Below are 19,910 nucleotides of genomic sequence, written 5' to 3' on the forward strand. Positions count from 1 at the left end.
CTGTCACAAGGGGAAATGATCTGGAGGGGAAAAGCGGATGGAGGTCGTTACGGGTGCTGCGCCACATTTGCCGGCGGCGCAGAGCCTGCCGGATTAATCCGGCAGGCTCAGAACGGGATTAACCTTTGTTTGCAGCCTGAACATGCAGCATATCCAGCGCGAGCGTCGCCGCCGCCAGCGCGGTCAGGTCAGCGTGATCGTAACCCGGGGCCACTTCCACCAGATCCATGCCGACAATGTTCATACCCTGCAGGCCACGAATCAGCTTGGTCGCTTTATCGGTGGTCAGGCCGCCAATCACCGGTGTGCCGGTGCCAGGCGCATGCGCCGGATCCAGACAGTCAATGTCGAAGGTCAGATAGATCGGCAGATCGCCGACAGTGCGTTTCACTTCGGCGAGGATATCGTCAACGCTGCGATCATTGACCTGCGCCGCATCCAGCACGTTGAAGCCCAGGCTCTTGTCGAATTCGGTACGGATACCGATCTGCACAGAATGCTGTGGATCAATCAGCCCCTCTTTCGGTGCGGTGAAGAACATGGTGCCGTGGTCAAAGGTCGGGCCGTTGGAGTAAGTGTCGGTATGCGCATCAAAGTGCACCAGGGCCATCTTGCCGAAGTGTTTCGCATGGGCACGCAGCAGTGGCAGCGTAACGTAGTGGTCGCCGCCGAAGGTCATCATGCGTTTACCATTGGCCAGCAGTTTTTCAGCGTGGGCCTGTAACTTGTCGGAGAGATCCTGCGAATCACCAAAGGCGTAAACCAGATCGCCGCAATCCACGACGTTCAGACGCTGACGCAGGTCGAAATCCCACGGCCAGCGGCAGCCTTCCCAGGCCAGATTGGTGGAGATCTGACGAATCGCGCCCGGACCCAGGCGGCTGCCCGGACGACCCGATGTTGCAGCATCAAACGGCACGCCGGTGATAACCCATTCGGCGTCGCTGTCGTAAGGCTGGAAATTCAGCGGAAAACGCATGAAACCAAAGGCGTTAGAAACCAGGGAGTTGTCGTACTGATTGCCAAGCGTGTTATACATGATTGCTCTCTCTATGTGCGTAAATCGGGCCATGCCCGCAAGCCATCAGGCTGAGATAAAAAAAATCCCCTCCGCGTCGTTAGGCCCGACGAGGAAGGGATTGAGTGAGTCAGATTATCGACATAGTTAACGGCAACTGCAATATGCGATTGCGGGCTGCCCGGGCCGTTTACTCATCTTCTAAATAGGTGTATCCGTAAAGGCCACTCTCAAACTCTTCCAGGAACTGCGCGCGCAGCTCTTCGTCGAGATCGGACGCCTGCACCTGATTACGGAAGAGCGCCATCAGCTCGTTGGGATCAAGCTGCACGTAGCGCAGCATGTCCGCCACGGTGTCGCCTTCATCAGAAAGCTGCACTTCCACATCGCCATTTTCGCGTGCGTAGACATCCACCGCTTCGGTGTCACCGAACAGGTTGTGCATGTTGCCCAGGATTTCCTGATAAGCCCCGACCATAAAGAAGCCCAGCATTGGCGGGTTATCCAGGTCATATTCCGGCATCGGCATGGTAGTTGCGATACCGTCGCCATCCACGTAGTGATCGATGGTGCCATCGGAGTCACAGGTGATGTCGAGCAGCACGGCGCGGCGCTCCGGCTTCTTGTTCAGCCCTTCCAGCGGCAGTACCGGGAACAGCTGATCGATACCCCAGGCATCCGGCATGGACTGGAACAGTGAGAAGTTAACGTAGATCTTATCCGCCATCCGCTCCTGCAGCTCGTCGATGATCGGACGGTGCGCACGGTTGCTGGGATCGAGATGCTGCTGAATATAGTGGCAGATGCTCAGATAGAGCTGCTCAGCCCATGAACGCTGCTTGAGATCGTAGGTGCCAGACGAGTAGCCGGTATGGATATCAAACAGATCCATCTGGCTGTCGTGCAGCCATTCACGCAGAGAACGGCGGGTGCTTGGCTCATGCATCTCCTGCCAGGTTTCCCACATGCTGAGGATCGGGCGCGGCGCATCCGCATCCGGCGTTTCAGGTTCGCTGAACTCGTTACGCTCCACACCAATGATATTGGAGACCAGCACCGTGTGGTGCGCGGTCACAGCACGACCCGACTCGGTAATCACCGTCGGATGCTCCAGACCGTGCTCATCACAGGCTGCACCAATCGCCCAGATCACATTGTTGGCATACTCATTCAGGCCATAGTTGACCGAGCAGTCAGACTGCGAGCGCGTTCCTTCGTAATCGACGCCCAGACCGCCGCCGACGTCGAAGCATTTGATGTTAACGCCCAGCTTCGCCAGTTCGACGTAGAAACGCGCCGACTCACGCACGCCGGTAGCGATGTCGCGGATATTGGACATCTGCGAGCCCAGATGGAAGTGCAGCAGCTGCAGGCTGTCGATGCGACCGGCTTCACGCATGATCTCAACCAGCTTCAGCACCTGGGTCGCTGACAGGCCAAACTTCGACTTTTCGCCGCCACTCGACTGCCATTTACCCGAGCCCTGTGAGGCCAGACGCGCACGGATACCGAGACGCGGCACCACATTCAGACGCTCCGCTTCTTCCAGCACCAGCCGCACTTCCGTCATCTTCTCCAGCACCAGATAGACCTTGTGGCCCATCTTCTCACCGATCAGCGCCAGACGAATATATTCGCGGTCTTTATAGCCGTTGCAAACGATCACTGAGCGGGTCTGACCGGCGTGCGCCAGTACGGCCATCAGCTCTGCTTTCGAGCCGGCTTCCAGTCCCAGCGGTTCGCCCGAGTGGATCAGCGATTCGATGACGCGTTTGTGCTGGTTAACTTTGATCGGGTAAACCAGGAAGTAGTCGCCTTTGTAGCCGTAAGATTCACGCGCACGTTTAAAGGCGGCGTTAATCGAGCGAAGACGGTGTTGCAGAATCTGTGGGAAGCAGAACAAGGCAGGCAAACGCTGGCCCTGTGCTTCGCGCTCTTTAACCAGGCGGGCTAAGTCGACGCGCACGTCCGGACGGTCCGGATCGGGGCAGACACTGATGTGGCCCAGTTCGTTAACGTCGTAATAGTTGTTGCCCCACCAGGCGATGTTGTAGGTTCGCAACATTTTACTCGCATCCTGATCGTTCATTGCAACCTCCTGCATGGAGCGGAGTGCACCCTGTTCGCCAGCTGACGAACCTTTGATATTCTTCATGTCGTCAGACATCGCGAACCTCAATTTTCCGTTGAAAGATAAAACTGTTAACCGGCTTTATGGCCGCTAATCTGAAAACCTGTTGCCACATTAAACGCATTGTCCTGTTCACCTGACGTTGCCGTCAGCGCGATTCACGCATGAGAGTTAAGTGTAAAACACCCTGGCCATTTCCGTTTAAACAGAGAACATTTAACTGTCTGGTATTGACCATGGATAACCTGCGTCGTTCCGCTGCGCGGACGCAGAGAAGAGACAAAACGGGTCGAACAGAGATAAAGATTAGCCTGCGCCTGTGTCGGTAAAATTACCGCATCGGACATAGTGTCGGCAGGAAAAAGAAACAGATGGGAGGCAGGAGAGAGCCAGCGCAGCGTCGCAGCGCGAAGAACCGAAAGAAGAAAAAGCGTGGTTCATTACTTGTATCACCTCCGCATATGCCAGCGGCACATGGAAAACAACCTGGGTGAAAGCCAGACCAGAGTCTGACAGGCGCGACGCAAACAGTGGCGTCATCCTTGCTGCTGCTATCGAAGCAGCGGCGTTTTATACAGTTTACAGCCCTAAAATGCAAAAATATTATCCGGGAATTGCGTGGAGTGTCAGCAAATTATGCCGATAACGATTACAGGTTAAGCGCCGAAACAGAAAAAGGGCTGGTAATTGGTTTACCCTCTATCCTAAAATAGCCGTCCAGATGGTTTTCCATCTAAACAGGTTATTATCCAGGCGGTGTCAGCCTGCTGTGCTGATACACCTCACTGCTCGCGGCTTTGCCTGAAGGGGCGTCAGGTCAGACAACCTCACTGGCGCTATGCAGTCGAACTCAAACCATATTTAAGGTAAAGAACAGAATGGCTAAACACCTTTTTACGTCCGAGTCCGTATCAGAAGGACATCCCGATAAAATCGCCGACCAGATTTCCGATGCTGTGCTGGATGCAATCCTGGAACAGGATCCTAAAGCACGCGTGGCCTGCGAAACCTACGTTAAAACCGGTATGGTGCTGGTTGGCGGTGAAATCACCACCAGCGCATGGGTCGATATCGAAGAGATCACCCGTCAGACCGTACGTGAAATCGGCTATGTTCATTCCGATATGGGCTTTGATGCCAACTCCTGCGCGGTATTAAGCGCGATTGGTAAACAGTCTCAGGATATCAACCAGGGCGTTGACCGCACCGATCCGCTGGAACAGGGCGCAGGTGACCAGGGTCTGATGTTCGGCTATGCCACCAACGAAACAGACGTGCTGATGCCCGCGCCCGTGACCTATGCGCACCGTCTGGTTCAGCGTCAGGCTGAAGTGCGTAAAAATGGTACTCTGCCGTGGCTGCGTCCCGATGCCAAGAGCCAGGTCACTTTCCAGTATGACGATGGCAAAATCGTGGGTATCGATGCAGTCGTGCTTTCTACACAGCACGCCGAATCCATCAGCCAGAAAGATCTGCAGGAAGCGGTGATGGAAGAGATCATCAAGCCGGTTCTGCCAGCAGAATGGCTGAGCGCCTCAACCAAATTTCACATCAACCCAACCGGTCGCTTTGTGATCGGCGGCCCGATGGGCGATTGCGGTCTGACCGGTCGTAAAATCATTGTGGACACCTACGGCGGTATGGCGCGTCACGGTGGCGGTGCGTTCTCGGGTAAAGATCCTTCCAAAGTTGACCGCTCTGCAGCCTATGCGGCGCGTTATGTGGCGAAAAACATCGTGGCAGCCGGCCTGGCTGACCGCTGTGAAATCCAGGTCTCCTACGCTATCGGCGTGGCTGAACCGACTTCCATCATGGTGGAAACCTTCGGCACCGAGAAAGTTTCAACTGAACAGCTGACCCTGCTGGTACGCGAGTTCTTCGACCTGCGTCCATACGGTCTGATTCAGATGCTGGATCTGCTGCACCCAATCTATAAAGAGACCGCGGCTTATGGTCACTTTGGTCGTGAACACTTCCCGTGGGAAAAAACCGACAAAGCGGCCCTGCTGCGTGAAGCTGCAGGCCTGTAAGGTCAGCGGCTAATGATAAAAACCCTGCCCCTGCGGCGGGGTTTTTTATTGCCTTTTCAGCCCCAATGCTAACCGGAGAATTTTTGCTTACGCCATCGTCCAGAAAGACCTGACCGCACCGTTTTCAGCGCGCGCCCGGCGATGGAAAAAACGAATCTTTCCGGCATCTCCTTCACTCTGCAGCAAATTTTCAATTCTCAACTACAATTCCTTTCGCTTTTTCTGACGACGAAATGTTAACGATTACAAATTGAAATGCTTTGTTTATCCGATATTTAGGAATTAACGCACGTAGTTATTATGCTGAAAATGCGTTATTTTCAGCGTCGTCTGATAGCCACTAAATAGACCATTGTCAGAAACTTAATGAGTGCTATACCTCACTGGTTAATTAATCTTTCCGGGAAAAATATGCTGAATTTCAGGGTTTCAGCGTGTGTAAACGATTACACTGATGTGATCAGGCTCACTTTTTTCCCGCAAAAGGTTTTTTAACATTGATAAAAACAATGATGGATAAACCTGGAGGCTAAAATGCCTGGCAATACACACAAAAGCAGAACTTCAAATAAGGCGATGACCTTATTTGTCTGCTTTCTGGCGGCCCTTGCGGGACTGCTGTTCGGTCTGGATATCGGCGTCATCGCCGGTGCTCTGCCGTTTATCGCAAAGGACTTTAACGTCACCCCTCATCAGCAGGAGTGGATCGTCAGTTCCATGATGTTTGGTGCGGCGGTCGGTGCTATCGGCAGCGGCTGGATGTCATCCCGCCTGGGCCGTAAGAAAAGCCTGATGGCTGGTGCGATTCTGTTCGTCATCGGTTCACTCTGGTCAGCGATGTCACCAAACCCGGAAATGCTGATCAGCGCCCGCGTTCTGCTGGGCCTGGCTGTCGGTATCGCCTCTTATACCGCCCCGCTTTATCTTTCTGAGATCGCGCCGGAAAAAATTCGCGGCAGTATGATTTCGCTTTACCAGCTGATGATCACCATCGGTATCCTGGGTGCTTACCTTACCGATACGGCCTTCAGCTTTACCGGCAACTGGCGCTGGATGCTGGGCATCATCACTATTCCGGCACTTCTGTTGCTGGTCGGTGTTTTCTTCCTGCCAAACAGCCCACGCTGGCTGGCGGCGCGAGGCAACTTCCGCGATGCACAACGCGTCCTGGATCGCCTGCGTGACACCAGCGAACAGGCAAAACGTGAGCTGGAAGAGATTCGTGAGAGCCTGAAGGTCAAGCAATCTGGCTGGGGTCTGTTCACCAGCAGCAGCCACTTCCGTCGCGCGGTCTACCTCGGCATTCTGTTGCAGGTGATGCAGCAGTTTACCGGCATGAATGTCATCATGTACTACGCGCCAAAAATCTTTGAAATTGCGGGCTTCACCAATACCACCCAGCAGATGTGGGGCACGGTAATTGTGGGTCTGGTCAACGTACTGGCAACCTTCATTGCTATTGGTCTGGTGGATCGCTGGGGTCGTAAACCTACCCTGATCCTCGGCTTTATGGTGATGGCAGCCGGTATGGGCGTGCTGGGCACGATGCTGCACTTCGGCATTCACTCAGCGGGTGCACAGTACTTCGCGGTCGGTATGCTGCTGATGTTCATCGTCGGTTTTGCCATGTCAGCCGGTCCGTTGATCTGGGTACTCTGTTCCGAAATTCAGCCGCTGAAAGGCCGCGATTTCGGTATCACTGTCTCCACGACCACCAACTGGATCGCGAACATGATCGTGGGTGCGACCTTCCTGACCATGCTGAATACGCTGGGCAACGCGAACACCTTCTGGGTCTACGGACTGCTTAACCTGTTCTTCATCCTGCTGACTGTGATGCTGATTCCTGAGACCAAAAACGTCTCGCTGGAACACATCGAACGTAACCTGATGGCAGGTAAGAAACTGCGCGACATCGGTTCACGCGACTAACATTACGCGGTAAAAAAAAACGGCGGGGTTTCTCTGGAAACCCCGCCGTTTTTATTGGTTCAGACCAACACTATGCAGACGTCACCCGCGTCACCGGCAGCGGCCGCCGTATGCAGCAGAGCGCCAGCGCCATCATGAAGATGGTCGCAGTCTGATTATAAGGCAGCACTGAATCGGTCAATCCGGCGATAAACAGCCCTAGCATCGGCAGCGCTACGCCGCGCAGATCGCACTTCTTCAGCACGCCTGTCAGCACCGTCAGATAGATCAGCGCCAGCGACAGCGTGCCCAGCCAGCCCTGCAGCGTGGTCACTTCCAGAAACTCGTTATGCATGTTGTATTTGACGTTGGTGTAGCCTTCAACGTTGAGGGGATAGTGCGCCATGATGAACTGACGCGCCTCGGTGGTGCGTGCATCCGGTGTCGCAAAGCCGCCGCCATGATGCTCAATAAAGTTAACCGCCCCGCCCCAGATAGCCACACGTGCGCCCAGCGAGGTCGAGCTGTTTGAGCCGTAGTTCTCAATATCCTGCATCCCTTCCACCCAGCGGTTGCTGGTCATCAGAATCAGCACCGCCAGCACGCCCACCAGCAGAGCGCTGATCCGCCAGTTAGTCAGCAGCGACAGCCGATAAGTCTGCACCAGGAACAGCAGCCCCACAACAATCATCGCAATCAGGGTCACGCGGGTACCGCAGAGGTAAAGCAAGGCAAAGGTCACGGCCAGCACAACGACATCGGCCACCTTCCAGTATGCATGTGTCTCAAAGCGGCTCAGCCACAGCCAGGCACAGTAGATAAACAGAATCATATACGAGGACATCGAGGCCGCTTCGGTGGTGAGTTTGATGCGGATATTCTCGGTGTAGAGATGCTCGTGGATACCAAAGCCCAGCGTAATCAGCAGTCCGACAAGGATTAACCCTCTTCCGATGCGGAGCGTGGTTGTGGAGACCCGATGCCCATAAATTGCCAGACTGAGCAGCACAAAAGCTCCGAGTAGCAGCCGCTTCGCCCCCAACAGATAATTGCCGATATTGGTCATGGCATCGGTTGAGGGCGCAGTGTCGATTCCTTTCACATGTATCGCCCAGAAGAGACGGATCAGGGCGAAAATAATCAGCACAGCAAACAGGGCGAGATAAAAACCATTTTCTTTAAAGTCACCTCGCCTGCGCGCTACGCCATACAGGATGGATGCGACGGAGAGATAAGAGACCAGATAGAATATTTTTTGCGGCAGGCCGGTGACAAACATATTCAGTGACAGCGCCAGACAGAGCGCAATGACTGAAAAATTAACCATTAACGTTAATCCATTGCGACTGATTTTATTCGTCATGCTTAACCTCAGTAAGGCGGTTAAACACACTCATCAGGTGCTTCATATAATTTTCCTCATAAAAACCGGTGATGCTCGCTTTAATAACCTGATGGTCGGGGAAGTGAAAATCCCCGCTCATGGCATTGAGAATAGCGGCCAGCGCCATGCTGTCATTGGTGGGATAGAGCTGACCATTGATTCCGTTCTGAATAATTTCTGACGGGCCGCTGATGCAGTCGGATGACACGCAATAAACGCCACGCGACATCGCCTCCAGCAGGATCAGCGGGAAGCCTTCAAAGTTGGAGGTCATAAGCAGACAGGTAACCTGTTTAATATGGTGGCGGACATACTCCCAGGCGTTCTCCTGCCAGCCATGCCAGGTAATGCGCTCCTGAATCCCAAGTTGCGCCACGTAGTGCTGACACTGCTTCAGGTCTTCCCCGTCACCCACAATCTCCAGCGTCCACGGCGCATCCAGATGCTTTAACGCATCAAAAAGATCTTTAAGCTGTTTCTGCCGCTGAAAATGGACGCGACCGATATAGAGAAACTTCAGCCCCTGCGGTCTGCCGATAACGACATCATTGCGCCTGATGGGGTTGTAGATGACGTCAACGTCATTGGCGCGTGCGCCTAACTCCACCAGTTGCTCTTTGATCTGATTACTGATGGCAAAATGGTGCTCGGCCCGCAGCAGATAATGGGGGCGATACCGTTCACGCGGCGGCAGGTGCATCCAGCTCGACAGGACGATTTTACGCCCTGAAAGCGTAATGGCCCGGCGCGTCATCAGACAGGGAATGGTGTTAAGCGTCAGGACATGATCGGGCTGATAGCGACGAAAGAAGGCGGCCATTCTCAGCGTGTGAATAAGATTTTTTATCTTCTTATTCCGCAGCGTGCAGAGGCTCTCTGCCAGAACGGCATTGGCGGTCCAGGCGCGGGACTGGCTCTCCTCTCCGCTGTTAATAATAAACAGCCCCGCTTCGGTGCCGGGCTCCGCATTCAGAGCCGTGATCAATTGACCGGTGACATTTTCCATTCCCCCCCGACCGGCCATCAGATCCGTCACCAGCACAATCCGTTGTTTCCTGACGTTATCATTATTTTTCATTGCCTTATCCCTGCTCTGTGCCGTTCGCTTCTCATTCATCCACTCTGCGGTGAATATTATCAATAGGATATTCTAAAAAACGCCATAACCATATTTAAACCAGAATTTTCCTCCCCGCCAGAACCGCGCCGGAGGTTGCCAGCGTTGAGTTCCTGCACGGCGGCGATTATTCTGAGCACCATGAAAACTTCTCGTCTCCCCATTGCTCTGCAGCAGGCTGTGATGCGTTCACTGCGCCAGTCGCTTGAGCGTGCAAATCAGGCACTGAAAACTGCCTACCCGGAACCGAAACTGCTCTACCAGCAGCGTGGGACGGCGGCAGGTACCGCCTGGCTGGCGTCCTGGGAGATCCGCATCAATCCGGTGCTGCTGCTGGAAAACCAGCAGGCATTTATCGATGAAGTAGTGCCGCACGAGCTGGCGCATCTGCTGGTCTGGAAGCAGTTCGGTCGCGTCGCCCCCCACGGTAAAGAGTGGAAGTGGATGATGGAGACTGTGCTGGGTGTTCCGGCACGACGCACCCATCAGTTTGAGATAGCCTCCGTGCGCAGCAAGACCTTTGCTTACCGCTGTCAGTGTCAGCAACATCAGCTGACGGTGCGCCGCCACAATCGGGTGCTGCGCAAAGAGAGTGAATATCGCTGTGTGCACTGTGGCAGCCTGCTGATCGCAGGGGAGTTTATCGCCTCCTGAGAACACTCCCCATTCCGCACTATTCCACATTCTGTTAACCTGCCGCCCTTTTTCATATTAGGTAGAAGCTGGAATATGTCTCGCATAATAAGTCTGGCGGTTGCGCTGCTGTTCGCACCCGCCGCTGACGCCCTGAACCTGAATAACTATCATCAAAATAATTTTCAGCAGGCAAAAACCTTTGCTGCGGCGATTAACGCCGATGCGCCGGGTTCGTTCTACTGTGGCTGTAAGATTCAGTGGCAGGGGAAAAAAGGCATTCCCGATCTCAACAGCTGTGGCTATCAGCCGCGTAAAAACGCGAATCGCGCCGCACGCATTGAGTGGGAACATGTGATGCCGGCCTGGGAGTTTGGTCATCAGCGCCAGTGCTGGCAGGACGGTGGCCGCAAAAACTGCAGCAAAGATCCCGACTATCGCCGCATCGAAAGTGACCTGCACAATCTGGAACCGGCGGTGGGTGAAGTGAATGGCGACCGTGGGAACTTCGCCTACAGTCAATGGAACGGCAGCGAGAAGCAGTATGGCCAGTGTGAGATGAAGATCGACTTTAAACTCAAACAGGCAGAGCCACCTGCACGGGCGCGTGGCGCCATTGCCCGCACCTATTTCTATATGCGCGACCAGTATAATCTGCGTATTTCGCGCCAGCAGACGCAGCTATTTACCGCCTGGGACAAGCTCTATCCCGTCACCCAATGGGAGTGTGAACGCGATCAGCGCATTGCAAAGGTTCAGGGCAATCACAATCCTTATGTGCAGCAGGCTTGCCAGCGCTAAAATCCCTGCCCTACACTAGCTCTTTTTCCCATGACGCCGCTGCGCGGCGTCCGGTCTCAGGAACCTTATGCGCATACCTCGCATCTATCACGCCGGGCCATTAGACATCGGCAGTGAAATTACCCTGGATGAAGATGCATCCAATCATGTGGGCCGGGTACTCCGGATGACGGCAGGTCAGCGTCTGGAACTCTTTGATGGCACTAATCTGACTTTTGCAGCAGAGATCACGCATGTTGATAAAAAGCGTGTAAAAGTATCGGTCACAGAGAGCCAGCCGGACGATCGCGAGTCGCCTTTACATCTGCATTTAGGTCAGGTGATGTCGCGCGGTGAAAAAATGGAATTCACTATCCAGAAATCGATCGAACTGGGCGTAAATGTCATTACACCCTTGTTTTCCGAGCGCTGTGGCGTAAAGCTTGATGCTGAGCGTCTGGCGAAAAAGATCCAGCAGTGGCAGAAAATTGCTATTGCCGCCTGCGAGCAGTGCGGCCGTAATCGCGTGCCGGAGATTCGTGAAGCGATGACGCTGGAAGCGTGGTGTGCAGAAGCGGATAGCGGTCTGAAGCTCAACCTGCATCCGCGTGCCAGCCACAGCATCAACACGCTGCCACAGCCTGTTGAGCGTGTAAGACTGCTGATTGGCCCTGAAGGCGGTTTGTCTGCGGACGAAATTGCGATGACGGCGCAGCACGATTTTACTGACATTCTGCTTGGCCCACGGGTATTACGCACCGAAACTACCGCACTGACCGCCATTACGGCACTTCAGGTGAGGTTTGGCGACCTGGGTTAAGCGATACTTTCAGCGGACAGAGAGCAGGCATGATGTCCTGACCGATCGGCCCACTGCAGACAGAACCAGACGAGACGGTAAATACCGCCTCACCGAGGAGATAATAATGATTAAACTTGGCATCGTGATGGACCCTATTTCGTCCATCAATATTAAAAAAGACTCCAGCTTCGCTATGCTGCTGGAAGCACAGCACCGTGGTTATGAAATTCACTACATGGAGATGCACGATCTCTCCCTGCGCGGTGGCGTGGCGTCTGCCCGCACCCGCCTGCTGACCGTTGAGCAGAACCCTGAGAACTGGTACCAGTTCGGCAGCGAGCAGGTGATCCCGCTGGCTGATCTGAACGTGGTGCTGATGCGTAAAGATCCGCCATTCGATACCGAGTTCATCTATGCGACTTACATTCTGGAGCGCGCTGAAGAGCTGGGTACGCTGATCGTGAATAAACCGCAGAGCCTGCGTGACTGTAACGAAAAACTCTATACCGCCTGGTTTGCGGAATTTACGCCTGACACCCTGGTAACCCGCAGCAAAGCACAGCTGCGTGACTTCTGGCAGGAGCATGGTGACATCATCATGAAGCCGCTGGATGGCATGGGTGGCGCGTCGATTTTCCGCGTGAAGAAAGATGATCCTAACTTTGGCGTGATTACCGAAACCCTGACCGAGCATGAGAGCCGTTTCTGCATGGCGCAGAACTACATCGCGGCGATCACCGAGGGTGACAAACGCGTGCTGGTCGTGGATGGTGAGCCGGTGCCTTACTGCCTGGCACGTATCCCGCAGGGCGGTGAAACGCGCGGCAACCTTGCCGCCGGTGGTCGTGGTGAAGCACGTCCGCTGAGCGAAAGCGATTGGGAAATTGCGCGCCGTGTTGGCCCGACACTAAAAGCAAAAGGGCTGATTTTTGTCGGTCTGGACATCATCGGTGATAAACTGACTGAAGTTAACGTAACCAGCCCAACCTGCATTCGTGAAATTGAGGCTGCGTTCCCCATCTCCATCACCGGCATGTTGATGGATGCCATTGAGAAGCGCCTGGGCTGAGCATGACGCCGGGGCGTGGCTCCGTGATCAACCCAATACCGGTGCGGCAGTCGCGTGCCGGTTATTTTTTTGGTACATCGTGTGAGAATGAATTTACAACATCACTTTTTGATTGCCATGCCTTCATTGCAGGATCCTTTCTTCAAACGTTCCGTAGTTTATCTCTGCGAACATAACGAAGAGGGTGCAATGGGACTGATCATCAATAAACCCATGGAAAACCTGACGGTTGAAGGCATTCTGAAGAAGCTGAAAATATCTGCTGACGATCGCGATCCGTCGATCAAGCTGGATAAACCGGTGTTTACCGGCGGCCCGCTGGCAGAGGATCGTGGCTTTATCCTGCACTCAGCACAACGTACCTTTACCTCCAGTATTCGTGTCTCCGATAACACGATTATCACCACGTCCCGTGATGTGCTGGAGTCAATCGGCACCGCCACTCAGCCCACCAATGTCCTGGTGGCACTGGGTTACTGCGCCTGGGAAAAAGATCAGCTGGAAAATGAGCTGATGGAAAATGCCTGGCTGACTACGCCCGCTAACAGCAACATCCTGTTCCAGACGCCGATTTCAGAGCGCTGGCGCGAAGCGGCGCGCAGTATTGGCGTCGATATTCACAACATGGCCAGCGACGCAGGACACGCCTGATGTCAACTCAGACTCTTTTAGGTTTCGATTTCGGCACCAAAAGCATTGGTGTCGCCGTAGGTCAGGAGCTTACTGGCAGCGCCCGTCCGTTGACCGCGATCAAAGCGCAGGATGGCATCCCGGACTGGCAGGTGATTGAAAAACTGCTGAAAGAATGGCAGCCCGATTTCGTGGTCGTCGGCCTGCCGCTGAATATGGATGGCACCGAGCAGCCACTGACTGAGCGCGCGCGTAAATTTGCCAACCGTCTGCACGGTCGCTTCGGCATCCGGGTAGAGTTGCAGGATGAACGGCTCAGCACGGTAGAAGCGCGTGCTGGCCTGTTTGAGCGCGGCGGCTATCGCGCGCTTAATAAAGGGTCGGTTGATTCACAGTCTGCCGCCATCATTTTGCAGGACTGGTTCGAAAACCATTACTGATCTACTTATTCTAATAGTCCGGCCGCCTGGCGTGCCAGCCGGCTCTGCTCAAACGTCTGCATACCGGCCTGCGCGCCGGTCTGCAGCAGCGCGGGGATCTGGTGCATCTTGCCTTCCCGGATCAGATTCGTGATGCCGGGTGTGGCGATCAGTACTTCAAACAGTCCGATGCGCGATCCAGCAACAGAGGGTACCAGCCGCTGCGCAATCACGGCTTTCAGGCTGCCCGCCAGCTGAGTACGCACCAGCTGCTTCTCCTCCGCCGGAAAGACATCCACCAGCCGATCTACCGCCTGCGCCGCGCCACGCGTGTGCAGCGTTGCCAGCACCAGATGGCCGGTTTCTGCCGCCGTGAGCGCCTGACGGATGGTATCGCTGTCGCGCAGTTCACCCAGCAGAATGACGTCAGGATCTTCACGCAGTGCCCCCTTTATCCCTAGCGAGAACGAACCGCAGTGCAGGCCGATTTCGCGCTGCTGAATCAGCGACTGCTGGCTGTGATGAATAAATTCAATCGGGTCTTCCAGCGTGATGATATGACGCGCCTGCTGGCGGTTCAGCGCATCGACCAGCGCCGCCAGCGTGGTCGATTTCCCGCTGCCGGTCGCCCCCGTCACCAGAATCAGCCCATCCTGCTGTTCCAGCAGCGTCGGCACAATCGCGGGCAGTTGCAGACTCTCCATCGTCGGGCACGTCGTGGCGATAATGCGCAAGGCCAGAGACAGGCCGTTACGCTGCATAAACAGATTCGCCCTCAGACGCTGGCCGCTGGCCAGGCTCAGGGCGAAATCAAGCTGCCCTGCGCGCTCCAGCGCCTGCCGTTGCGGGTCACTCAGCCAGCGGGCCATAAACTGCTCCATCCAGGCGGCAGAGAGCCTGGCCTGCTGCGGAATCACTTCCAGCTTTCCCTCCCGCCGCCAGTAGGGCAAATGTCCGCTGCAAAGGTGCAGATCGGCGGCATTATGCTTTACACTAAGCCCCACCATTTCATCCAGATTCATAATTTCTCCTGACTATGACCTCAATCCAGCAGAACCTACAGCAAGTGCGGCAGCGAATCGCCGCCGCTGCCGCGCGTTGCGGCCGCGCACCAGAAGAAATTACCCTGCTTGCAGTCAGTAAAACCAAACCTGCGAGCGCGGTCGAAGAAGCCTTTGCCGCTGGCCAGATGACCTTCGGTGAAAATTACGTTCAGGAAGGGGTTGAAAAGGTTCAGGCACTGGCCTCACATCCTGAGCTGGAGTGGCACTTCATCGGCCCGTTACAGTCCAATAAAAGCCGTCTGGTGGCAGAAAATTTCGCCTGGTGTCACACCATTGACCGCCAGCGTATTGCGCAGCGGCTCAACGATCAGCGGCCCGCGTCGCTGCCACCGCTGAATGTGTTAATTCAGGTAAATATCAGTGACGAAAACAGCAAATCTGGCATCATGCTGGAGGCTGTTTCCGGGCTGGCGGAGCAGATCGCTGCCCTGCCGCAACTGCGGCTGCGGGGATTGATGGCCATTCCGGCAGCGGAAAGTGATTACCCGCGGCAGCTGGCGGTATGTCAGCAGATGGCGGAAGCCTTCAGGCAACTGCAACAGCAGTATGCTGACATTGACACGCTTTCACTGGGAATGAGCGATGACATGGAGGCGGCTATCGCCGCAGGCAGTACGATGGTGCGTATCGGCACCGCCATTTTTGGCGCACGAGATTATGCGCACAACTCACAACAATAATAGAGGAACTTCATGTTAACACTGACGTTTTTAGTAAAAACGCTGATCGATCTCTACGTCATGGTGCTGCTGTTACGCATCTGGATGCAGTGGTCCCGCTGCGATTTTTACAATCCAGTGGCACAGTTTGTCGTTAAAGTTACCCAGCCAATTGTTAAGCCGCTGCGCCGCATACTCCCGGCTCTGGGGCCGATTGATACTGCCTCGCTGCTGCTGGCCTTTGTGCTGACCACGCTGAAATACCCGATTTTATTGCTGATCCAGGTAGGTGTATTCTCAGTCGATCCGACTAATCTGCTGGTCGGCCTGTTGTCGCTGGTCAAATCCGCTGGCTACCTGGTCTTCTGGGTCATCATCGTACGCTCTCTGATGAGCTGGATCAGCCAGGGACGTGGCCCGGTTGATTATCTGCTGGTTCAGTTAACCGAGCCGATGATGGCACCGATTCGCCGTATTCTGCCTGCGATGGGCGGCATCGATTTCTCAGCGATGATCGTTATCCTGGTGCTGTATGCCCTGAACTTTCTCGGCATGGACCTGTTCCCGGGTCTCTGGTATTTGCTGTAAATGAATCAAACTGGAACTGTTATGCAAAAAGTTGTCCTCGCAACCGGCAATCCCGGCAAAGTGCGTGAGCTGGCGGAGTTACTCTCCGCCTTTGGTCTGGATATCGTCGCACAGACTGACCTTGGGGTTGAATCGGCGGAAGAGACCGGCCTGACCTTTATTGAGAACGCGATTCTCAAGGCGCGTCACGCGGCACAGATTACCGGATTACCGGCCATTGCCGATGACTCCGGTCTGGCTGTAGATGCACTGGGCGGCGCGCCTGGCATCTACTCAGCCCGCTACGCCGGTGAAGATGCCAGTGATCAACAGAATCTGGAGAAGCTGCTGCAGGCGCTGGAAAACGTGCCTGACGGTCAGCGTCAGGCGCAGTTTCACTGTGTGCTGGTCTATCTGCGTCATGCGGAAGACCCCACTCCACTGGTGTTCCACGGCAGCTGGGAGGGTGAGATCACCCGCTCCGCCTCTGGCACCGGTGGCTTTGGTTACGACCCGATTTTCTTTGTCCCGGCGCTGGGAAAAACAGCCGCCGAGCTGAGTAAAGCGGAAAAAGGTGCAGTTTCTCACCGGGGTAAAGCATTGACGCTGTTGCTGGAAGCGATGCGTAATGCCTAATCTGCCGCCGTTAAGTCTCTACATCCACATTCCGTGGTGCGTACAGAAATGTCCCTACTGTGATTTCAACTCCCACGCGCTGAAAGATGAGGTGCCGCACGTTGAATACGTGCAGCACCTCCTGCGCGACCTGGAGATCGACTTACCCCTGATCGGGGACCGGGAAGTGCGCACTATCTTCATTGGTGGCGGCACGCCCAGCCTGCTGAGCAGCAGTGCGATGCAGATGCTGATGGATGGGGTTCGGGCGCGTCTGACGCTCTCTCCTGATGCTGAAGTAACCATGGAAGCTAATCCAGGCACCGTGGAAGCGGACCGGTTCAGCGCCTATCAGCGCGCCGGTATCAACCGTATTTCGATTGGTGTGCAAAGTTTCAGTCCGCAAAAGCTGCAGCGTCTTGGCCGCATTCATGGCCCGGAAGAGGCCGTCCGTGCCGCTGAACTGGCGGAGTCGTTGTCGCTGCGCAGCTTTAACCTCGACCTGATGCATGGCCTGCCCGATCAGTCGCTGGAAGAGGCGCTCGACGATCTTCGTCAGGCGATTGCGCTAAATCCGCCGCATCTCTCCTGGTATCAGCTCACTATCGAACCCAACACTCTGTTTGGCTCACGCCCGCCGGTGCTGCCGGATGATGATGCGCTGTGGGATATTTTCGAACAGGGCGATCAGCTGCTGCAGGCTGCCGGTTATCAGCAGTATGAGACCTCCGCCTACGCGAAGCCGGGATATCGCTGTGAACACAATCTCAACTACTGGCGCTTCGGCGACTATCTGGGGATTGGGTGTGGCGCGCACGGCAAGCTGACGCAGCCGGATGGCCGCATTGTCCGCACGGTGAAAACCCGTCATCCGCGTGGATTCATGCAGGGAAACTACCGCGAAAAGCAGTATGACGTTGCCGATAGCGACAAGCCGTTCGAATATTTCATGAACCGCTTTCGCCTGCTGGAAGCCGCACCACGCGATGAGTTCAGCCGCTACACTGGTTTATCAGAGCAGGTGATCCGTCCGCAGATGGATGCCGCGATTGCCGCCGGTTACGTGAATGAAACCCCGCAGCAGTGGCAGATTACGGAAAAAGGAAAGTTGTTCCTGAATTCACTGCTGGAGCTATTTTTAGCGGAAGAGTAAAAAGCGGAAGAGAAAAAAAGCGCCTCAGCCCGGCAGGCTGAGGCGCTTTTTTATTTTTTCAGTGCGCCGGTAAGCTGTTTACGCTGATCTTCCAGCGAAATAACGCGATTACACACCTCATGACCGAAGTTCTGGAAATCCTGCTCCTGCTTGCTCCACTCAGCCTGAATTGACTGCTGCAGACCGCCCAGATTTCCCATAATCGCCTGCAGCGGATTACTGCCGCCGCTGCCCTGCTTACTGCCCATTTCATTCAGGCTATCCTGCATCACGCCGCCCAGCGTTGACTGCACCAGTCTTTCGCCTTCGGCGCGCACCTGATCGATCGCCTGGTGGTGGAACGTCAGCCCATCTTCACGGTGTTCAATGATGCGGTTCATCTGCTGTTTCAGCTGGCCATTCAGCGTGGTCAGGCGGTTACGTACGTTGCTGTCGGTGCCCAGTTTCTCAACGATGACCCGATCCAGCGCCGCGCGCCCCTTCTCCAGACGTGACGTCGCCCCGCTGTCGATCCACGGCAGATCGCGACGGAGCGCGTTCTGATAGTCGATCGCTTTCTGACGTTCAGCGTTATCCAGCGTGACCTTCTGTCCATTGAACTGCACGTCACCCTGCGGCGAGATTTCCATATTACCGTTAGCACCGACCACCTGCACACTCTGCGGCCTGATGACCACATCGTCCTGTGGCTTAACGCTGCATTCATAGGCTGCCTGAGCCTGAGTTGCTGCTACCAGCAGCACAGCAAGAAGCGCTTTACGCATCATATCTACTCCCTAAGATCGGATCTGAAACCCTCTGATCGGGCATGGGCCCGATACGTTGTGACGGCTTAGTCCCACCAGACGTCAAAGAGTTCAGTCATCTGCACGTCCTGCAGTTTGCGGTCTTCCAGCCATTTGCGGACCAGCGCACGATGCTCATCGGTACATTTGCCGGTTTTCTGCAGGCAAACCAGACCTTCCCACACCAGGTAACCGCTGCCATCGAAAGCCAGACCGTTAGGATCGATCGCTTCATTGATGAACTGGTTCAGCGTCTCATCAATTTCGCTTTCGCTGGTGCCTTCCGGGAAGCGCCAGGCAACCGAGAAGCCCAGTTCCTGAAACTCGTCGATGTGCAGTTTTTTACGTAAACGGCGGCTGCGTTGTGTGGCCATTATTTCACCCTCTCAAACATTAAATCCCATACGCCGTGGCCTAAACGCTGCCCGCGCTGCTCAAACTTGGTCAGTGGACGCGTCTCAGGACGCGGCACGTAATTCTGTTGTTCTGACTGGTTGCGGTAGCCATCAATGCTGTTCATCACTTCAAGCATATGCTCCGCGTAGGCTTCCCAGTCGGTCGCCATGTGGAAAACGCCGCCCAGTTTCAGTTTACGCATCACCAGCTCAGCGAAGGGTACCTGAACGATACGGCGTTTGTTGTGGCGTGCTTTATGCCACGGATCGGGGAAGAAGAGCTGTACCATGCGCAGCGAGTTATCCGGAATCATCTTCTCCAGCACTTCCACGGCATCGTGACACATCACCCGCAGGTTCTGTAAATCGGCTTCTTTGGCGGCGGCGAGACAGGCACCCACGCCCGGTGCGTGCACTTCAATACCCAGGAAGTCCTGATGCGGCGTGTTCTGCGCCATGGTCACCAGCGATGCGCCCATGCCAAAGCCAATCTCCAGCGTCACCGGGGCTTCACGGCCAAATAGCGCGGGCAGATCGACAGGCGTCGGCTGATATTCCACCCCCATGACCGGCCACAGGGTATCCAGCGCCTGCTGCTGGCCTTTCGTTAAGCGACCCTGGCGGCGCACAAAACTGCGGATCCGGCGCAATGGCCGCCCGTTCTCATCAAATTCTGGGGTGATGACGTCATTAATCATGTAAAAGCCTGCTGGTTAGCCTGTTCCGGGAAACGGGCATTATGCAAAGT

The 19,910-nt window shown here is 55.1% G+C and carries 20 protein-coding genes; 12 read left to right on the forward strand and 8 right to left on the reverse strand.

The genetic code is table 11. The features are described from left to right. Window positions 1-118: 118 nt before the first annotated feature. Together speB and speA are read right to left on the reverse strand one after the other, a co-directional pair. Entirely contained in the window at window positions 119-1,039 is a 921-nt protein-coding gene (speB, locus tag HZZ01_RS15625) for an agmatinase (RefSeq protein ID WP_090965875.1), read from the reverse strand. Between the two features lie 169 nt (window positions 1,040-1,208). Beyond that, a complete protein-coding gene (gene speA / locus HZZ01_RS15630) occupies window positions 1,209-3,185 on the reverse strand; it encodes a biosynthetic arginine decarboxylase (protein WP_090965877.1) in 1,977 nt (658 codons plus the stop codon). An 842-nt stretch (window positions 3,186-4,027) separates the two neighbouring features. On the opposite strand from speA, the gene metK reads away from it, so the two are divergent. Next, window positions 4,028-5,179, forward strand: a complete 1,152-nt coding sequence (gene metK / locus HZZ01_RS15635) for a methionine adenosyltransferase (protein WP_179898506.1) — start codon at window positions 4,028-4,030, stop codon at window positions 5,177-5,179. A gap of 534 nt (window positions 5,180-5,713) precedes the next feature. Further along, window positions 5,714-7,111, forward strand: a complete 1,398-nt coding sequence (locus HZZ01_RS15640; protein WP_179898507.1) for a sugar porter family MFS transporter — start codon at window positions 5,714-5,716, stop codon at window positions 7,109-7,111. A gap of 70 nt (window positions 7,112-7,181) precedes the next feature. Here HZZ01_RS15640 and HZZ01_RS15645 read toward each other — a convergent pair whose 3' ends face one another. After that, window positions 7,182-8,417, reverse strand: coding sequence for an O-antigen ligase (locus HZZ01_RS15645; protein WP_179898508.1), 1,236 nt, complete (start codon window positions 8,415-8,417; stop codon window positions 7,182-7,184). Between the two features lie 25 nt (window positions 8,418-8,442). Next, window positions 8,443-9,591: a glycosyltransferase gene (locus HZZ01_RS15650; protein WP_179898509.1), complete on the reverse strand. Its 1,149-nt coding sequence runs from the start codon at window positions 9,589-9,591 to the stop codon at window positions 8,443-8,445. Between the two features lie 141 nt (window positions 9,592-9,732). Between HZZ01_RS15650 and HZZ01_RS15655 the strand changes: the two genes are divergently transcribed. The 6 genes from HZZ01_RS15655 (at window position 9,733) to ruvX (ending at window position 13,945) form a co-directional block, all read left to right on the forward strand. Next, complete coding sequence (locus HZZ01_RS15655) at window positions 9,733-10,245, forward strand: SprT family zinc-dependent metalloprotease (protein ID WP_179898510.1); 513 nt, start codon at window positions 9,733-9,735, stop codon at window positions 10,243-10,245. 75 nt (window positions 10,246-10,320) lie between these two features. Then, window positions 10,321-11,025, forward strand: coding sequence for a deoxyribonuclease I (gene endA / locus HZZ01_RS15660; RefSeq protein ID WP_179898511.1), 705 nt, complete (start codon window positions 10,321-10,323; stop codon window positions 11,023-11,025). 67 nt (window positions 11,026-11,092) lie between these two features. Beyond that, window positions 11,093-11,824, forward strand: a complete 732-nt coding sequence (gene rsmE / locus HZZ01_RS15665) for a 16S rRNA (uracil(1498)-N(3))-methyltransferase (protein WP_179898512.1) — start codon at window positions 11,093-11,095, stop codon at window positions 11,822-11,824. Window positions 11,825-11,930: 106 nt separating this feature from the next. Then, window positions 11,931-12,875: a glutathione synthase gene (gshB, locus tag HZZ01_RS15670; protein WP_179898513.1), complete on the forward strand. Its 945-nt coding sequence runs from the start codon at window positions 11,931-11,933 to the stop codon at window positions 12,873-12,875. A gap of 87 nt (window positions 12,876-12,962) precedes the next feature. Next, the gene (locus HZZ01_RS15675; RefSeq protein WP_179898514.1) at window positions 12,963-13,526 is read left to right on the forward strand and encodes a YqgE/AlgH family protein; all 564 of its coding nucleotides are present in this window, start codon (window positions 12,963-12,965) and stop codon (window positions 13,524-13,526) included. Next, a complete protein-coding gene (ruvX, locus tag HZZ01_RS15680; RefSeq protein WP_179898515.1) occupies window positions 13,526-13,945 on the forward strand; it encodes a Holliday junction resolvase RuvX in 420 nt (139 codons plus the stop codon). Before HZZ01_RS15675 ends, ruvX begins: the two co-directional genes overlap by 1 nt. 5 nt (window positions 13,946-13,950) lie before the next feature. Here ruvX and HZZ01_RS15685 read toward each other — a convergent pair whose 3' ends face one another. Continuing rightward, window positions 13,951-14,946, reverse strand: a complete 996-nt coding sequence (locus HZZ01_RS15685) for a type IV pilus twitching motility protein PilT (RefSeq protein WP_179898516.1) — start codon at window positions 14,944-14,946, stop codon at window positions 13,951-13,953. A gap of 14 nt (window positions 14,947-14,960) precedes the next feature. Here HZZ01_RS15685 and HZZ01_RS15690 point away from each other — a divergent pair, with 14 nt between their 5' ends. The 4 genes from HZZ01_RS15690 to hemW are packed head-to-tail and all read left to right on the forward strand — an operon-like array spanning window position 14,961 to window position 17,982. After that, complete coding sequence (locus HZZ01_RS15690; protein ID WP_179898517.1) at window positions 14,961-15,668, forward strand: YggS family pyridoxal phosphate-dependent enzyme; 708 nt, start codon at window positions 14,961-14,963, stop codon at window positions 15,666-15,668. 12 nt (window positions 15,669-15,680) lie between these two features. Further along, the gene (locus tag HZZ01_RS15695; protein ID WP_013358979.1) at window positions 15,681-16,235 is read left to right on the forward strand and encodes a YggT family protein; all 555 of its coding nucleotides are present in this window, start codon (window positions 15,681-15,683) and stop codon (window positions 16,233-16,235) included. 21 nt (window positions 16,236-16,256) lie between these two features. After that, window positions 16,257-16,850, forward strand: a complete 594-nt coding sequence (locus tag HZZ01_RS15700) for an XTP/dITP diphosphatase (protein ID WP_179898518.1) — start codon at window positions 16,257-16,259, stop codon at window positions 16,848-16,850. After that, complete coding sequence (gene hemW, locus HZZ01_RS15705; RefSeq protein WP_179898519.1) at window positions 16,843-17,982, forward strand: radical SAM family heme chaperone HemW; 1,140 nt, start codon at window positions 16,843-16,845, stop codon at window positions 17,980-17,982. Before HZZ01_RS15700 ends, hemW begins: the two co-directional genes overlap by 8 nt. Window positions 17,983-18,032: 50 nt before the next feature. On the opposite strand, the gene HZZ01_RS15710 is transcribed toward hemW, so the two are convergent. The 3 genes from HZZ01_RS15710 to trmB form a co-directional block, all read right to left on the reverse strand. Beyond that, on the reverse strand, window positions 18,033-18,749 hold the full coding sequence (locus HZZ01_RS15710; protein ID WP_179898520.1) for a DUF2884 domain-containing protein: 717 nt from the start codon (window positions 18,747-18,749) through the stop codon (window positions 18,033-18,035). A 65-nt stretch (window positions 18,750-18,814) separates the two neighbouring features. Further along, a complete protein-coding gene (locus tag HZZ01_RS15715; RefSeq protein ID WP_003853403.1) occupies window positions 18,815-19,141 on the reverse strand; it encodes a YggL family protein in 327 nt (108 codons plus the stop codon). Further along, entirely contained in the window at window positions 19,141-19,860 is a 720-nt protein-coding gene (gene trmB, locus HZZ01_RS15720) for a tRNA (guanosine(46)-N7)-methyltransferase TrmB (RefSeq protein WP_179898521.1), read from the reverse strand. Before trmB ends, HZZ01_RS15715 begins: the two co-directional genes overlap by 1 nt. Window positions 19,861-19,910 lie beyond the last annotated feature (50 nt).

Source organism: Pantoea sp. WMus005, from assembly GCF_013415305.1.
In the GTDB taxonomy this organism is placed as follows: domain Bacteria; phylum Pseudomonadota; class Gammaproteobacteria; order Enterobacterales; family Enterobacteriaceae; genus Pantoea; species Pantoea rara.

What these genes read in the sequence shown, in the direction of transcription:
- metK (WP_179898506.1), top strand. Translation starts at nt 4,028, where the DNA reads ATGGCTAAACACCTTTTTACGTCCGAGTCCGTATCAGAAGGACATCCC.
- speB (WP_090965875.1), bottom strand. Translation starts at nt 1,039, where the DNA reads ATGTATAACACGCTTGGCAATCAGTACGACAACTCCCTGGTTTCTAAC.
- HZZ01_RS15675 (WP_179898514.1), top strand. Translation starts at nt 12,963, where the DNA reads ATGAATTTACAACATCACTTTTTGATTGCCATGCCTTCATTGCAGGAT.
- trmB (WP_179898521.1), bottom strand. Translation starts at nt 19,860, where the DNA reads ATGATTAATGACGTCATCACCCCAGAATTTGATGAGAACGGGCGGCCA.
- speA (WP_090965877.1), bottom strand. Translation starts at nt 3,185, where the DNA reads ATGTCTGACGACATGAAGAATATCAAAGGTTCGTCAGCTGGCGAACAG.
- rsmE (WP_179898512.1), top strand. Translation starts at nt 11,093, where the DNA reads ATGCGCATACCTCGCATCTATCACGCCGGGCCATTAGACATCGGCAGT.
- HZZ01_RS15685 (WP_179898516.1), bottom strand. Translation starts at nt 14,946, where the DNA reads ATGAATCTGGATGAAATGGTGGGGCTTAGTGTAAAGCATAATGCCGCC.
- HZZ01_RS15715 (WP_003853403.1), bottom strand. Translation starts at nt 19,141, where the DNA reads ATGGCCACACAACGCAGCCGCCGTTTACGTAAAAAACTGCACATCGAC.
- HZZ01_RS15695 (WP_013358979.1), top strand. Translation starts at nt 15,681, where the DNA reads ATGTTAACACTGACGTTTTTAGTAAAAACGCTGATCGATCTCTACGTC.
- ruvX (WP_179898515.1), top strand. Translation starts at nt 13,526, where the DNA reads ATGTCAACTCAGACTCTTTTAGGTTTCGATTTCGGCACCAAAAGCATT.
- HZZ01_RS15710 (WP_179898520.1), bottom strand. Translation starts at nt 18,749, where the DNA reads ATGATGCGTAAAGCGCTTCTTGCTGTGCTGCTGGTAGCAGCAACTCAG.
- hemW (WP_179898519.1), top strand. Translation starts at nt 16,843, where the DNA reads ATGCCTAATCTGCCGCCGTTAAGTCTCTACATCCACATTCCGTGGTGC.
- HZZ01_RS15645 (WP_179898508.1), bottom strand. Translation starts at nt 8,417, where the DNA reads ATGGTTAATTTTTCAGTCATTGCGCTCTGTCTGGCGCTGTCACTGAAT.
- HZZ01_RS15640 (WP_179898507.1), top strand. Translation starts at nt 5,714, where the DNA reads ATGCCTGGCAATACACACAAAAGCAGAACTTCAAATAAGGCGATGACC.
- HZZ01_RS15700 (WP_179898518.1), top strand. Translation starts at nt 16,257, where the DNA reads ATGCAAAAAGTTGTCCTCGCAACCGGCAATCCCGGCAAAGTGCGTGAG.
- gshB (WP_179898513.1), top strand. Translation starts at nt 11,931, where the DNA reads ATGATTAAACTTGGCATCGTGATGGACCCTATTTCGTCCATCAATATT.
- HZZ01_RS15655 (WP_179898510.1), top strand. Translation starts at nt 9,733, where the DNA reads ATGAAAACTTCTCGTCTCCCCATTGCTCTGCAGCAGGCTGTGATGCGT.
- HZZ01_RS15650 (WP_179898509.1), bottom strand. Translation starts at nt 9,591, where the DNA reads ATGAATGAGAAGCGAACGGCACAGAGCAGGGATAAGGCAATGAAAAAT.
- HZZ01_RS15690 (WP_179898517.1), top strand. Translation starts at nt 14,961, where the DNA reads ATGACCTCAATCCAGCAGAACCTACAGCAAGTGCGGCAGCGAATCGCC.
- endA (WP_179898511.1), top strand. Translation starts at nt 10,321, where the DNA reads ATGTCTCGCATAATAAGTCTGGCGGTTGCGCTGCTGTTCGCACCCGCC.